The following is a 13,353-nucleotide window of genomic DNA, read 5'->3' on the forward strand; positions in this document are numbered from 1 at the left end:
CTCACCGCCGGGTGGCGGCGCCGGGGCGGCCGGCGGCCCGCTCCACGAGGCGGGTGCTGGAGCGTCCGTCGAGGTAGGGCAGCAGCACGACCTGGCCGCCCCAGCTCTCCACGAGGGCGGTCTCGGGCAGGTCGGTGAGGGCGTAGTCGCCGCCCTTGGCCCAGATGTCCGGGCGCAGTCCGTCCAGGAGGCGTTCGGGGGTGTCCTCGTCGAAGACGACGACGGCGTCCACGCAGTCCAGCGCCTCCAGGACCCGTGCCCGGTCCTCGGCGGGCACCACGGGGCGGCCGCCGCCCTTGCGGCGACGGACCGAGGCGTCGGAGTTGACGCAGACGACCAGGCAGTCCCCGGCGCGGCGGGCGGCCTGGAGCAGTTCGACGTGTCCGGCGTGCAGCAGGTCGAAGCAGCCGCCCGCCGCGACGACGGTGCCGCCGCGTTCGCGGACGCGGCGGACGAGTGCGCGGGCGTCGCCGGAGGCGTCCTCCCCGTCGGCGGGCCGCACGGGCCGGAGCACCGCGTGCGCGCCACCGGCGGAGACGAAGCGGGCGGCGGCCTCCACCGCCTCGCGCACGGCGAGTTCGACGAGGTCGCCGTCGGCGAGCCGGCCGGCCACCGCGGCGGCGAAGCTGTCCCCGGCGCCGCAGCAGTCGCCGTTCGCCCGCCAGGGTGCCGGCACCAGGAGCGGGGGGCCGCCCCGGGAGAGCAGGGCTCCGTGCTGTCCGAGGGTCACCGCCACCGAGGCGACGTCCCACTGGTCCAGGAGGGTCCGGGCGTCCGCGGTCGCCCGGCGCAGCACATCGCGGTGGTTCCCGGGGCGCGCGGCGGCGCCGGGGGCCGGCGTCCCGGCGAAGTGGCGGGCCTCGGCGGCGGCGGGGGTGGCCAGCCGGGTGCCGGGGACCGGGGGACCGCCGGCGGGGTGCGGGTCCCAGACGACGGGGACGCGGGCGGCGCGGGCGGTCAGGGCCCCGCGCAGGACGTCGGCGGTGCCGCGCCCGTAGTCGGCGACGAGGATCGCTCCCGCGTCGGCGAGCGCCTTCTCGGCACCGGTCGTCGGGCCGGTGGCCCGGCCGTCCCCCTCGTCGAGGCGGAGCAGGGGCCGCCCGTCCGCCATGAGGCGGGTCTTGCGGGAAAGAGGTCCGTCGAGCGGGAGTTCCACGAGGTGGACGCGGTCCGCCAGCAGGTCCCGTACCGCCTGGGAGGCGTCGTCGTCGCCGAGGGCGGTGACGAAGGTGACCTCGCGGCCGCCGGCGGCGGCGAGGCAGGCCGCCAGTGCGGCGCCGCCGGGCCGGGTGCGGTGCTCGATGCCGCCGACGACGGGGACGGGAGCGTCGGGGGCGAGCCGCTCGGCGCGGCCGGTGGTGTCCTGGTCGAGCAGCGAGTCGCCGACGATCACGAGGGGGGCGGGGCGCTTCACGAGGCGTCCTCCTCGGCCGGGGTGCCGGCCACGGGGCGGCGGGCGGCGCGGGCGGCGATCTCGCGGTCGAAGCTCTCGCAGATCATGTGGACGGCGACGAGGTGCAGTTCCTGCACGGTGGCCGAGCCGGCGGCCTCGACGCACAGCGACTCGTCGCTCGTCGCGGCCAGCGGGTTGGGCTCGGGACCGGTGAGGGACCAGACGGGCATGCCGATGCGCATGGCCTCCTGGGCGGCCTCCAGCAGGTTGGCGCTGGCGCCGCTGGTGGACAGGAGCATGAGGACGTCGCCGGGGCGGCCGTGGGCGCAGGTCTGCCGGGCGAACACCTCGTGGACGCCGTAGTCGTTGGCGATGGCCGTCGTCGACGAGGTGTCGGCGTGCAGGGCGATCGCCGAGTAGGCGGGGCGGTCGTCGCGGTAGCGGCCGACGAGTTCGGCCGTCAGGTGCTGGGCCTGGGCGGCGCTGCCGCCGTTGCCGGCGACGAGGAGCCGCCCGCCGTCGGACAGGACGCGGGCCAGGGTCTTGCCCCAGCGCTCCGTGACACCGGCGGCGCGGCGGAAGGCGGGGAGAGCGCGGGCGAGGTCGTCGCAGTGCTGGCCGGGAGCGATCAGCTTCATCGTGCCACCTCCGAGGGCTGGGGGGTGCGGACGAGTTCGGCGTAGACGCGGGAGACGCCGTCGGTCACCTCGTCCCAGGTGAACCGGGCGAGCGCGTGGGCGCGGCCGGCGGCTCCGTAGCGGGCGCGCCGGTCGGGGTCGTCGAGGAGGCCGCGGATGGTGGCGGCGAGGTCGTGGCCCTCCTCGTCGGTGGGCGGTACGAGCGTTCCGGTCACCCCGTCGACGACGGTGTCCAGCTGTCCGCCGACGGCGGTGGCCACGACCGGGGTGCCGCAGGCCATGGCCTCGATGGGGACGATGCCGAACGGCTCGTAGCGGGGCAGGGACAGGAGCAGGTCGGCGCTGGACATGAGATGGGGCATCAGCTCCTGCGGTACGCAGCCGAGCAGCCGGACCCGTTCGGCCACCCCGAACTCGGCGGCGACCTTGCGCAGCCGCTCGGCCTCCGGGTCGGCGAACAGGAGCGGGGCGTCGGGCCCGCCGGCGATGAGCAGTTCGGCGTCGGGGACACCGGCGAGTGCCTTGACGGCGCGGTCGAAGCCCTTGCGGGGGACGAGCCGGCCGACGGAGAGCAGCCGGTGCGGGGCGCCGGGCGGCCGCTCGGCAAGGGGGACGGGGGCGAAGTGCTCGGTGTCGACGCCGCAGGGCACGACGCTGATCCTGGTGCGCGGGATGCCCATGGCGGTCAGCTCGTTGAGCTCGTCCGCGCAGGTCGCGATGATGCGGTGGGCCTCACGGCCGATGCGGGTCTCGATGTCGACGCGCTCGGGCGGGCTGGTGTCCTCGCCGCCCTGATGACGCCTCTTCACCGTGCCGAGCGCGTGGTAGGTCTGGACGACGGGGGCGCCGGCCTCCCTGGCCCCGGTGAGCGCGGCCATGCCGGACATCCAGAAGTGCGCGTGGACGACGTCGGGCCGGTTGAGCCGCCAGAGCCTGGCCAGGTAGGCGCCGAACTCCGGCATCCAGGCCAGCAGGTCGTCCTTCGGGACGGAGGCGGGCGGCCCGGCCGGTACGTGCACGACCTTCACACCCGACTCGGTCCGTACGAGGGTCGGATTGTCGGGCCGGTCGCGGCGGGTGTAGACGGTGACGTCGTGTCCCCTGCGGGCCAGGCGTCCGGCAAGCTGGGCCACGTACACGTTCTGTCCGCCGGCGTCGGGGCCGCCGAGCTCGGCGAGCGGGCTGGCGTGTTCGGACACCAGGGCGATCCGTGCGGGTCGCGGCATTGGCTGCGTCATCGCGTGACCTCTTTCATGAGTCGGTCCCAGTCGTCCAGGAAGCGCTGGACCCCGTACCTGGCCACGGCCGCCTCTCTCGCCCGGCGGCCGGTGTCCTCGGCGTGCGCGGGGTCGGCGACGAAGTGGCGCAGCGCGTGGTCGAGTTCCTCGGGCCGGTTGGAGACGACTCCGGCGCCGGGCGGTACCGCTTCGCGCACTTCCGTGGTGCCGAGTGCGACCACGGGCATGCCGAGGAACATGGCTTCCAGCAGGGAGAGCCCGAGCGAGGTCCACCGCACCGGGTGCAGGTAGACCCGGCGGCGGGCCATGGCCCGGTGGAGCTCGTCCTGCGGAAGGTCGAAGGTGCGGCACCGGTCCTCGGTCAGCTCCAGGCGGGCCGCGAGCCCTTGCGTCCGCATGCCGAAGACGTCCAGGGGGACGGCGTCGGCGAAGGCGGGCAGCAGATCCGTGCCGGTGGTACGGCCGCGCCGCACGGGCTCGTTGACGACGACGGCGGCCCGGGATTCGGTGCCCGTCCACAGGGGTCCGGGGTCGATGATGCCGTGCTCGATGACGGTGGTGGGGGCGCGGCCGTTGTCCCACATCAGGCGGTTGAAGTGGGTGACGTGCACGACGGGGATGTCCGACCGGTCGGCGAGCGTGTGCCGGGTGTCCACGGGCGTCTCGTGCGGGCTGTTGTGCTCGACGTACACGGCGGGGACGTCCTTGCCCGGGCGCCTGCCGGTCCAGGCGTGGGCGAGCTCGATCTCGTGCGGGCGCTGCAGGACGACCAGGTCGATCTCGGCGTCGCGCAGCTCGTCGGGGGTCCGTTCCCGTACGGAGTCGGGCCAGGTCCAGGTCCGGGCGCGGCCGAGGCCGTCGGGTCCCCGGTCGGGGGTGACCGGCACCAGAAAGGTGTGCGGCCCCTGGACGAAGGAGGTCAGCCACGAACCGTGGACGTGCCAGATGAGGATGTTCATGCGTTCTCCTTCCGGAGCTTGTGCACCGCGCTCACCACGTCGTGCGCGGTGACGCCGTTGAGGCAGGGGTGGCCCGGCACCGGGCAGTGCGGGGCCCTGGTGTCGGCGCACGGGGCCCGCTGGTCGCCGAGCAGTACGACGGGCACGCCGAAGGGCGCCCAGCGGGACGCCGGCACGACGGGCGCGAAGAGCGAGACGACCGGGGTGCCGACGGCGGCGGCGAGGTGGGCGGGCCCGGTGTTGCCGCTGACCAGGACGTCGGCGTGGCGCAGGACTCCGGCGAGGGTGCGGGGACTCGTGCGTCCGCCGAGGTCCACGGCCACGTCGCCGCTGACGAGCCGGGTGAGGTCGGCCTCGGCCGGTCCTCCGGTGACGACGACGCGGTGTCCGGCGTCGGCGAGCCGCTGCACGGCCTCGGCGTGCCTGCCGGGGTCCCAGGCCCTGGCGGGGGCGCTGGCGCCGGGGTGGACGACGACGTAGGGGCCGTTGCCGGTGAGCGTGGCGGTGTCGGGCGGGGGCAGGACGCGCAGTCGGCCGTCGTCGCCCGCGGGGAGGGCGAAGCCCATGGCGACGGCCAGGTCGAGGGCCGCCTCCGCCTCGTGCCGGCCGGGCAGGCGGTGATGGCGTACGTCGAGCAGCCGGCCGGGATGGTCCACGCTGTCGGCACCGATCCGGTCCACCCCCGCCATGCGCAGCAACAGCGCCATCGGCAGCGGGCTCTGGTGGAACGACGTCAGCACCAGTGCGGTGTCGAACGCGCGCTCGCGCAGTACCGCGAGGAGGCCGGGTACGTCCGCCTCGTCGACGGGAGGCGGGCTGGTGCCTTCCCAGGGCGCCTGCCAGACGACGACCTCGTCCACGTCGGGGAGCAGCCGGGCGGCCGGCTCCCCCAGCGGCCCGCAGACCATGGTGACGTGCGCGGCGCCGTTCGCGACCGCCCTCACGGCGGGCCCGGCGAGGAGCACGTCGCCGAAGCTGTCGAGTCGTACGACGAGCGCTCTCATGCGGTCCGCCCGTCGGTACGGGTGGCGGTCCCGGCCGGGACGGGCCGCGCCAGCAGGCGGCGGACGGCGGTGAGGAGGTCGGTCGCGGGGTTCGTCTCCGCCCGGGTCTCCTCGGGCCTGGTCCGCGCGTTGGGTACGAGAATGCCTTCGGCGCCGGCGGCCCGGGCGGCGTGCACGTCCGCCGCGATGTCGCCGATGACGACGCAGTCGTCGGGGCGGACGCCGAGGCGCCGGGCCGCCTCGGTCACCAGGCCGGGCAGGGGTTTGCGGCAGGCGCAGCCCTCGTCGGGGCGGTGCGGGCAGTAGAGCCAGACGTCGAAGGGGCCGGTGAGTTCGTCGACCCGGGCGTTGACCCGGCGGACGTCCTCATGGGTGAGCAGGCCCCGTCCGATGCCGGACTGGTTGCTGACGACGCCGGTGGGGATGCCCGCCTCGCGCACCAGCCGCACGGCGTCGGCGGCGCCGGGGACGGGCCTGACCAGGTCCGGGTCGCCGTTGTACGGGACGTCGTGGACCAGGGTGCCGTCCCGGTCGAAGAGCACGGCGGCCGGCCGGGTGGGCGGCGGTCCGCCGGACGGGGCGGTGCGGCGGGACCCGGGGCTCATCCGGTGCCTCCCCAGGCGGCGGCGCGGCGGTGGCGCACGCCGCCCAGGCCCCGGTGCAGAACCGCGAGCGGCGGGATGACCACGCTGGTGCCGAGCATGGTGGCGACCTCGGCGGCGGTGCGGGGCCCGGGGGCGATGCGGGCCCAGGCGAACTGGGCGGTGCCGGCGGCCCACAGGGTGCCCGCGACCGCCCCCGCTCGGCGTCGTCCGGCCAGGGCCAGTACGGCTGCTGCGAGGCCTGCGGCGGTGACGGCCAGGTGGCCGGGCAGCCGGCCACGGGGGGCGTCGGCCCTGGTCCACCAGTCGGGCCCGTGGAGGCGGTTCATCAAGGCGTCGTCCGCGTTGCCGCGCTGGGTGCGCACGGAGACCCAGCGGTCGGCGGGGCGGACGGGGTGCAGGGTGGAGCGGGTGCCGCGGGCGAGGGTCCAGCCGCCGCTCATCAGGCGGAGGGCGAGGTCGGCGTCCTCCCGGAAGGCGCGCGGGAAGCGTTCGTCGAACCCGCCGGCCCGCCGTACCGTCTCGGTGCGGTAGGCCATGTCGGCGGTGGCCCAGGCGGCGTCCTCCAGGCCCGCCGTGCAGCGCTCCCAGTCGGTGGGCCTGCGGTCGTCGGGCAGCGGAACGGTCAGCCTGCCCTGCACACCGGCGATGCCGGGTCCGGCCTGCGCGAGGTCGTGGGCGAGCAGGGTCCCCCAGCCCGGGCACACCTGAACGTCGTCGTCGAGGAAGACGGCCCAGGGCGTGGCGACGTGGCTCAGTCCGGCGTTGCGGGCCGCCGCCGGCCCCCGGCCGCCCGTGACGAGGACCGTGATCCGGTCCGCGAGCGCTCCGGCCGCGGTCACGTCGAGCGGGGCGCCGGCGTCGCGGCGGTCGTCGACGAGGAAGATCTCGCGCGGCGGCGGGACGGCCTCCTCGGCGAGGGCCCGCAGGCAGGCGTCGAGGCAGGGGCGGCCGATGGTGGGCACGACCACCGAGTACGGGGCGGCGCTCGGCGCGTCCCGGGCCTCGTCCGGCGCGGCGGTCGTCACGCGTTCTTCGTGGTCTCCGGTCGTCATGTGAACGCCTTCGAACGGCGGACGATGAACGGGCCGATCGCCAGCAGGTCGACGGGGGCGGAGCCGAAGCACTCCAGCGCCTCGCGGGGGTGGTCGACCATGGGCCTGCCCGCTGTGTTGAGGCTGGTGTTGACGACGACCGGGAGGCCGGTACGTTCCTCGAAGGCCGTGAGCATCCGGGCGACCAGCGGCTCCGACGCCGCGTCCACGGTCTGGATGCGTGCGGTGCCGTCCACGTGCACGACGGCCGGGATGCGCGGCTTCCATTCCTCGGCGACCTCGTGGACGAAGAGCATGTACGGGCTGGGCATCGGGCCGTCGAAGAGTTCGGCGGCGCGTTCGGCCAGCACCATGGGGGCCACCGGCCGGAACTCCTCGCGCCCCTTGACCGCGTTGAGCCGTTCCAGGTTCTCGGCGCGCCCGGGGTGGGCGAGCAGGGAGCGGTGGCCGAGTGCGCGGGGGCCGAACTCGCTGCGCCCCTGGAACCAGGCGACGATGCCGTCCTGCGCCAGTTCCTCGGCGACGGCGGCGGCGATGTCCTCGGGCTCCTCGTAGGGCAGGGCAGCCGTTTCGAGCATGCGGCGCAGTTCGTCGTCGTTCCAGCCCCGGCCGAGGGCGGCGGTCGTCATCGGGGCGACCGGGCCGTACTCGGAGGCGACGTGGAGCGCTGCACCCAGCGAGGTCCCGGCGTCACCGGCGGCCGGCTGCACCCACACCTCGTCGAAGGGGCCCTCCCGGTGGAGGCGGGCGTTGGCGACGCAGTTCAGGGCGACGCCGCCGGCGAGCGCGAGGCGGGTGGCGCCGGTGCGGTCGTGCAGCCAGGAGGCCAGGTGGAGGACGGTCTCCTCCAGGCACCGCTGGGCGCCGGCCGCGAGGTCGGCGTGCTGCTCGGTGTACGGTCCGCCGGGCCGGCGGGCGGGGGCGAACTCGCTCCAGGGGATGCCGGAGGCCCGGAACCCACCGCCGTCGGTGGGGTGGACGTACTCGGCGAGCCGCTGGGCGAAGACCGGCTTCCCGTACGAGGCGAGGGCCATCACCTTGAACTCGTCGCTGCTGCGCAGGAATCCGAGGTGCTCGGTGAGCTCTTCGTAGAAGAGGCCCAGCGATTCGGGCAGCGGCTGGGTGTTCAGGATCTCCAGGACGCCGCCCTTGTAGTGGCCGGCGAGCTGGGAGGCGCACTCCCCGCGACCGTCGAGCACGAGCACCGCACGGTCGCCTGGTGGGGCGGCGAGCCCCGCGGACGCGGCGTGCGCCACGTGGTGCGGGACGAAGCGGACCCTGGCCGGGTCGAGGCCGGGCAGGGCCTCGGCGAGGAATTCGGGGGCGCGACGCGCGTAGGTCTGGCGCAGCTCGTCCCAGGGGTCGTGGAGGCCCATCTGTTCGGCGGGACGCGCCAGTTCGGGGTCGTAGGAGTAGGCGACCGCGTCCAGGTCGGCGGGTTCGAGGCCGGCCGTCTCCAGGCACCAGCGGGCGGAGAGTTCGGGCAGCTCCCATGCGGAGAAGGGCACGGGGCGCTTGCCGTGCTTACGCCGGCTGAAGCGTTCCTCCTCCGCCGCGGCGACGGTCTTCCCGTCGATGACCAGAGCAGCCGACGGATCGTGGAAAAGAGCGTTGATTCCGAGCACGCGCATGCGCTGACTCCTTCAGAGATCGCGGACCGGGAAATCAGCGGGGGAATCGTCCGGTGCGCCGGAGAGCGAGGCGAAGAACGCGATGGTGCGTTCCAGGCCCTCCTCCCAGGAAACGCGCGGTTCCCAGCCGAACATCTCCCGCACCAGGGTGGTGTCGGGACGCCGGCGCTCAGGATCGTCGACGGGCCGGTCGATGTAGTCGATCCGGCTGGCGGAACTGGTCAGTTTGACGATCCGGCGGGCGATTTCGCGTACGGTCGTCTCGTCGCTGCCGCCGATGTTCACCGGCCGAACGGATTTGCTCGCCGCTACGCGCAACACACCGTCGAGGGTGTCGTCGACATAACAGAGGGACCTGGTCTGACTTCCGTCCCCGGCGACAGTGAGAGGTTCCCCGGCGAGTGCCTGACTGATGAAGGTCGGCACGGCGCGGCCGTCATGGGCGCGCATGCGGGGACCGTACGTGTTGAACAGCCGGACGATTCCGGCGTTGGTGCCCTTGGCGGCGACATGAGCGGTCACCAGCGCTTCGGAGAACCGCTTCGATTCGTCGTACACGCTGCGCGGCCCCACCGGGTTCACATTGCCCCAGTAGTCCTCGCGCTGCGGGTGTACCAGCGGGTCCCCGTAGACCTCGGAGGTCGAGGCGAACAGCAGCCGTGCCCCGTCCCGGGCCGCGATGCCGAGCATGTTGCGCGTGCCGAGGCTGCCGACGTCCAGCGTTTCCAGCGGCATTCTCAGATAGTCGGCGGGCGAGGCGGGACAGGCGAAATGGAGAATGACATCGTAGGGCCCGTCCAATTCCCGTACGCAGGAAGGGTCGGAGATGTCCAGATGGAGGAACCGGAAGCCGTTCCGTCCTTTCAGGTGCGCGATGTTCCGCGGCGATCCGGAGGCGAGGTTGTCCGCGCAGTCGACCGCCGCTCCCCCAGCCAGCAGGCGTTCGCACAAATGCGAGCCGAGAAAACCGGCACCGCCCGTCACCAGGGCGCGCCGCCAGGATATCCGCTCGGGTTCCGAGGACGTCATGTGCCTCATCTCCTTTCAGGGAGCCAGGTGTTCCGGAACGCACGGCAGATGACCGTCGTACGTGACCGCCGGTTCGGCGCCACCGCATCGCGTTCCTGCCACTCGCCACTCCCCCATGGATCCTGCCGGAGCAATTCGCCCGCGCATCTTCGGGACTACCGTTGGAATGAATCCGAGAACGGGAGACGCCCATGAGCGAGGACCTGGCCGGTGTGCTGGACCGGCTGCTGCGGCCGCGGAGCGCGACCGGCCGTGTGCTGGTCACCGGATGGTTCAGCTTCCCGGACGGGGAAGTGACCGCCGGCGACTTCCTCGCCGAGCAGGCGGTGACCGACGCGCTGAGCCGTTTGGGTGTCCCGTACGAATCGGCCTGGAGTCCGCACTTCGCCCCGGGGGCCCTCACCCTGGAGGAGGCGTCGCCCGAGCGGTACGAGCAGGTGCTCTTCGTCTGCGGTCCGGTCCACGGGGACCAGCTCACCCGCCTGCACGAGCGCTACGCGTCCTGCAGGCGCACCGCGATCGGGGTGAGCGTGATCGACGGCGACGACCCGGCGGTGCGGGGGTTCGACCGGATCGTGCCCCGCGACCGCGACGGGGTGGGGCACCTCGCCGACCTGGCCCTGGCCGCCCGCCCCCGGCCGGACAAGCCCGTGGTGGGCACCGCCCTCACGCACGGCCAGGGCGAGTACGGGCCCCGGCGCGCGCACGACCGGGTCGCGGACACCCTTCACGCGTGGCTGCCCACGAAGGACTGCGCCAGGGTGACGGCGGACACCCGGCTGGCCCACGACGACTGGCAGCTTTGCCGGACCGCCGACCAGTTCCTCTCGCTGGTCGGCCGGCTGGACCTCGTGGTCACGGACCGCCTGCACGGGATGGTCCTCGCGCTGAGCACGGGTGTTCCTGCGCTGGTGGTGGATCCGGTACGCGGCGGCGCCAAGGTGTCCGCGCAGGCGAGGGTGGTGCGGTGGCCGGCGGTGATCCCCGCCGAGGAGCTGTCCGCGCAGGCGCTCGACGATAAGTGGACGTGGTGCCTGTCCGCCGCCGGGAAGGCGGCCGCAGAGCGCCGGCGCGGGCTGTACACCCCTTAGGGGGTGTCAGTTCGCCTGGCCGATCGGCCGGACCACCAGGGTGTTCACGTCCACGCCGCGCGGCTGCGTGATCGCCCAGACGAGCGTGTCCACGAGCTGCTCGGCGGAGATCATCGGACCGGCCGCCGCCGCGCCGCCGGGCCGCTCGTCCCAGAACGGCGTGAGCACCCGCCCGGGCGCGATCAGCGTGGTGCCGACGCCGTATCCGGTGGTCAGCATGCGGACGTTCTCCGCGAGGCCGGTCACCGCGAACTTCGTCATCGAGTACAGGTTGCCGGGTGTGTTCTTGAACCCCGCCACGCTGCCGACGAGCACGATCCGGCCCTGCGACTCCTTGAGCGCCGGAAGCGCCGCCCGAACCAGCAGAGCGGGCCCGAGCACGTTCGTCAGGATCATCCCCCGCCACTTCTCCGGGTCGCCGGTCTCGACGTGGGCGTCGGCCGAGTACCCGGCGTTCGCGATGGCGTGGTCCAGCCGGCCGAAGCCGCGTACGGTCTCCTCGACCGCCGCCGACACGTGCTCCCAGTCCGCCGCGTCCCCCTCGAAGGTGAGCAGCCGGTCCCCCGCCCCGGCCTCGTCCGCCGCCTGCGCGAGCGCCGCTAGCTTCTTCGCGCTTCGGCCGGTCGCGGCGACCCGGTGGCCGAGGCCGAGGAGGCGGTGCACACTCTGCGCCCCGATCCCGCTCGAACCGCCGGTGATGAAGGTGACGGGCGCCTCGGTGCCGGATGTGCCGTCCGTAGGCGCGATGTCCTTGGTCATGGTCTCCCCGTGCTCCGGTGCGGCGCCGCGCGAACCGCGACGCCGTCGCTGTCCCGCCCGACGTTAGATCGTCGGGGGCGGACGCGTCCATGCGATACGCGCCCGCGACGGAGGTTGACGCTACGTACGCACGTCCGTGGCGGCGTGAGATACGCGCCGGCCTGTACGCCGGGCGCCAGGTCACCGACCCGCGCAGCGGCGACCGGACGGCGGCCTTCTGACAACATGGTGCCCCCGCGCCCAGGAGCGGCGCGGGACACCATGCTGTCAGTGGAGTCGTTGCTTCGTGCCGTCGGTGGCCGCCCACGAGGCGAGGAGGCGCAGGGCCTCCTCCGCCGGTGAGCCGGGTTCGGCGGTGTAGACGGTCAGGGTGAACTGCTCGGCGTGCCCGAGGCCGACCGGGCCGACGTCCGGCGCTGGTCCGCCGACCTGTTCGCGTCGGGGGCCCCGGACGTCATCGACTCGGCCTCGTATGCCATCGCCGACTACATGACGGGGCTCGTCGCGGCCAGACGCCGCTCCCCCGGTACCGCCCTCCTCGACCGCCTCGTCGCGGCGCGGGACGGGTCCGACCGGCTGAGCGAGCAGGAGCTGGTCTCGCTGGGCGTGCTGTTGCTCGTCGCGGGCCACAAGACCACGACCAACACCCTCGGCAACGCCCTGCTCGCGCTGCTCCGGCACCCGGCCGAACTTCGGCGGCTGCGTACGCGACCGGAGCTCGTCCCGGGTGCGGTGGACGAGCTGATCCGGTTCGACTCGGCCGTGAGCACGGCGACGTTCCGGTTCACCACGGAGGCCGTCACACTCGGCGGCACCGAGATCCCGGCGGGCGTCCCGGTCCTGGTCGCGATCGGGGCGGCCAACCGCGACCCGCAGCGGTTCCCGGACCCGGACCGGCTCGACCTGGACCGGGACGCGTCCGCGCACCTGGGGTTCGGCCACGGCATCCACCGCTGCCTCGGCGCGCCCCTCGCCAGGGCCGAGACGGAGATCGCCCTGCGGGCGGCTCTCGACCGCTTCCCGGGCATCCGTCTCGCCGTACCGGCCGAGCAACTGACCTATCGGCACACCCGCCTTGTACGGGGGCTTGCAGCGCTCCCCGTACAGGTGTAGCCGGCTCAGGAGCCGGACGCGTTGCGGGACCGGGTGTCTAAGAGATCCACTCGCCGCGCGTCCCGAGCACCGAGGAGGCCGCCGCGCTCCTGCGTACCGGTCTGAAGGCGATCCCCGCCGAGCGGCTGTGGGTCAACCCCGACTGCGGCCTGGAGACCCGCGGTCGGCCCGAGACCCGGGCCTCGCTGGAGGACCTGGTCGCCGCCGCCCGTACCGTCCGGGGCGAACTGCCCGCCTCCTGAACCGGAGCGGCTCCTGGGCCGGGACGCGCGGTCCCGGCCAGGATGCCGCCCTCACACCCGCGCGGAGCGCTGGTTCGGTACGAACACGTACAGCTCGAGGATCTCCGGCATCGGCGCCACACCAGGGCCTCCCGCCTCCACCCACGCGATGACGTCCTCGGTCGCGTCGGGATCGTTGACCAGGCCGAGCCACACCGGCCGGGCCCCGGCGCGGCGGGCCTCGGCCGACGGCTGTACGACGATGACGTTGGCCTGCTCGCACACGTCCAGGCACTCGGAGACGCGGATCGGGACGGCGGAACGCAGCCTCGCCGTCTGGGACCTGTGGTCGCCCGGCACCTTGACCGTGCCGCAGCAGCAGTCCCGGCACACCACCACCCTGCTCGGCGCCGGGCCCTCAACCGCACCCCGGCCCACAGCCGTATCGGCCGCTGCACGCGACATCCCGCCACCCGCCTCTCACCGGGGAGATCCGCCCCGGAGTCCATGGAGGGGGCGACGGTGTGAGTCTCTGGCTCCCGGCTCGTGCCGGTCACAGTGGCGGGACCGCGCCGGAGTCACACCGGCTTCCTCGGATCACCATCGCCCGAATCGCCGGT

General features: G+C 74.1%; 12 protein-coding genes, 2 pseudogenes and 1 riboswitch. Of the genes and pseudogenes, 3 read left to right on the forward strand and 11 right to left on the reverse strand.

The window, feature by feature from the left end; translation table 11 throughout:
- Position 1: 1 nt before the first annotated feature.
- From rfaE2 to BLW14_RS02175, 9 genes are read right to left on the reverse strand one after another with little or no spacing between them, the layout of a single operon-like run.
- Positions 2-1,414, reverse strand: coding sequence for a D-glycero-beta-D-manno-heptose 1-phosphate adenylyltransferase (gene rfaE2 / locus BLW14_RS02135; RefSeq protein ID WP_093703728.1), 1,413 nt, complete (start codon positions 1,412-1,414; stop codon positions 2-4).
- Positions 1,411-2,031 carry a D-sedoheptulose-7-phosphate isomerase gene (locus BLW14_RS02140; RefSeq protein ID WP_093703730.1) on the reverse strand — a complete coding sequence of 207 codons (621 nt, stop codon included), beginning with the start codon at positions 2,029-2,031 and terminating at the stop codon, positions 1,411-1,413. The genes rfaE2 and BLW14_RS02140 overlap by 4 nt, the downstream gene beginning before the upstream one ends.
- Positions 2,028-3,269, reverse strand: coding sequence for a glycosyltransferase (locus BLW14_RS02145; RefSeq protein WP_093703732.1), 1,242 nt, complete (start codon positions 3,267-3,269; stop codon positions 2,028-2,030). The genes BLW14_RS02140 and BLW14_RS02145 overlap by 4 nt, the downstream gene beginning before the upstream one ends.
- Positions 3,266-4,228: a glycosyltransferase gene (locus BLW14_RS02150; RefSeq protein WP_093703734.1), complete on the reverse strand. Its 963-nt coding sequence runs from the start codon at positions 4,226-4,228 to the stop codon at positions 3,266-3,268. The genes BLW14_RS02145 and BLW14_RS02150 overlap by 4 nt, the downstream gene beginning before the upstream one ends.
- Entirely contained in the window at positions 4,225-5,232 is a 1,008-nt protein-coding gene (locus BLW14_RS02155; RefSeq protein ID WP_093703736.1) for a glycosyltransferase family 9 protein, read from the reverse strand. The genes BLW14_RS02150 and BLW14_RS02155 overlap by 4 nt, the downstream gene beginning before the upstream one ends.
- Positions 5,229-5,837, reverse strand: a complete 609-nt coding sequence (locus tag BLW14_RS02160) for a D-glycero-alpha-D-manno-heptose-1,7-bisphosphate 7-phosphatase (protein ID WP_093703737.1) — start codon at positions 5,835-5,837, stop codon at positions 5,229-5,231. Before BLW14_RS02160 ends, BLW14_RS02155 begins: the two co-directional genes overlap by 4 nt.
- Complete coding sequence (locus BLW14_RS02165) at positions 5,834-6,889, reverse strand: glycosyltransferase family 2 protein (RefSeq protein ID WP_093703739.1); 1,056 nt, start codon at positions 6,887-6,889, stop codon at positions 5,834-5,836. The genes BLW14_RS02160 and BLW14_RS02165 overlap by 4 nt, the downstream gene beginning before the upstream one ends.
- The gene (locus tag BLW14_RS02170) at positions 6,886-8,520 is read right to left on the reverse strand and encodes a carbamoyltransferase family protein (protein WP_093703741.1); all 1,635 of its coding nucleotides are present in this window, start codon (positions 8,518-8,520) and stop codon (positions 6,886-6,888) included. Before BLW14_RS02170 ends, BLW14_RS02165 begins: the two co-directional genes overlap by 4 nt.
- A gap of 12 nt (positions 8,521-8,532) precedes the next feature.
- Positions 8,533-9,549, reverse strand: a complete 1,017-nt coding sequence (locus BLW14_RS02175; RefSeq protein ID WP_093703743.1) for an NAD-dependent epimerase/dehydratase family protein — start codon at positions 9,547-9,549, stop codon at positions 8,533-8,535.
- 191 nt (positions 9,550-9,740) lie between these two features.
- Between BLW14_RS02175 and BLW14_RS02180 the strand changes: the two genes are divergently transcribed.
- Positions 9,741-10,640: a polysaccharide pyruvyl transferase family protein gene (locus tag BLW14_RS02180; protein WP_093703744.1), complete on the forward strand. Its 900-nt coding sequence runs from the start codon at positions 9,741-9,743 to the stop codon at positions 10,638-10,640.
- Between the two features lie 6 nt (positions 10,641-10,646).
- On the opposite strand, the gene BLW14_RS02185 is transcribed toward BLW14_RS02180, so the two are convergent.
- The gene (locus BLW14_RS02185; protein WP_093703746.1) at positions 10,647-11,399 is read right to left on the reverse strand and encodes an SDR family oxidoreductase; all 753 of its coding nucleotides are present in this window, start codon (positions 11,397-11,399) and stop codon (positions 10,647-10,649) included.
- Between the two features lie 372 nt (positions 11,400-11,771).
- On the opposite strand from BLW14_RS02185, the pseudogene BLW14_RS02190 reads away from it, so the two are divergent.
- Positions 11,772-12,512 (forward strand): annotated as a pseudogene (locus tag BLW14_RS02190) (cytochrome P450); the annotation flags it as partial.
- 14 nt (positions 12,513-12,526) lie between these two features.
- Positions 12,527-12,754: pseudogene (locus tag BLW14_RS02195) on the forward strand (hypothetical protein); the annotation flags it as partial.
- Positions 12,755-12,805: 51 nt separating this feature from the next.
- On the opposite strand, the gene BLW14_RS02200 reads toward BLW14_RS02195, so the two are convergent.
- Entirely contained in the window at positions 12,806-13,198 is a 393-nt protein-coding gene (locus tag BLW14_RS02200; protein WP_256332646.1) for a hypothetical protein, read from the reverse strand.
- Positions 13,199-13,259: 61 nt separating this feature from the next.
- A riboswitch (cobalamin riboswitch) is annotated at positions 13,260-13,327 on the reverse strand.
- Positions 13,328-13,353 lie beyond the last annotated feature (26 nt).

The organism is Streptomyces sp. 2131.1, from assembly GCF_900105515.1.
GTDB classification, from domain to species: Bacteria; Actinomycetota; Actinomycetes; order Streptomycetales; family Streptomycetaceae; genus Streptomyces; species Streptomyces drozdowiczii.

Excerpts from the sequence above, each read along its gene's own strand:
- BLW14_RS02140 (WP_093703730.1), bottom strand. The coding sequence starts at position 2,031 with ATGAAGCTGATCGCTCCCGGCCAGCACTGCGACGACCTCGCCCGCGCT.
- BLW14_RS02145 (WP_093703732.1), bottom strand. The coding sequence starts at position 3,269 with ATGACGCAGCCAATGCCGCGACCCGCACGGATCGCCCTGGTGTCCGAA.
- BLW14_RS02150 (WP_093703734.1), bottom strand. The coding sequence starts at position 4,228 with ATGAACATCCTCATCTGGCACGTCCACGGTTCGTGGCTGACCTCCTTC.
- BLW14_RS02155 (WP_093703736.1), bottom strand. The coding sequence starts at position 5,232 with ATGAGAGCGCTCGTCGTACGACTCGACAGCTTCGGCGACGTGCTCCTC.
- BLW14_RS02160 (WP_093703737.1), bottom strand. The coding sequence starts at position 5,837 with ATGAGCCCCGGGTCCCGCCGCACCGCCCCGTCCGGCGGACCGCCGCCC.
- BLW14_RS02165 (WP_093703739.1), bottom strand. The coding sequence starts at position 6,889 with ATGACGACCGGAGACCACGAAGAACGCGTGACGACCGCCGCGCCGGAC.
- BLW14_RS02170 (WP_093703741.1), bottom strand. The coding sequence starts at position 8,520 with ATGCGCGTGCTCGGAATCAACGCTCTTTTCCACGATCCGTCGGCTGCT.
- BLW14_RS02175 (WP_093703743.1), bottom strand. The coding sequence starts at position 9,549 with ATGACGTCCTCGGAACCCGAGCGGATATCCTGGCGGCGCGCCCTGGTG.
- BLW14_RS02180 (WP_093703744.1), top strand. The coding sequence starts at position 9,741 with ATGAGCGAGGACCTGGCCGGTGTGCTGGACCGGCTGCTGCGGCCGCGG.
- BLW14_RS02185 (WP_093703746.1), bottom strand. The coding sequence starts at position 11,399 with ATGACCAAGGACATCGCGCCTACGGACGGCACATCCGGCACCGAGGCG.
- BLW14_RS02200 (WP_256332646.1), bottom strand. The coding sequence starts at position 13,198 with ATGTCGCGTGCAGCGGCCGATACGGCTGTGGGCCGGGGTGCGGTTGAG.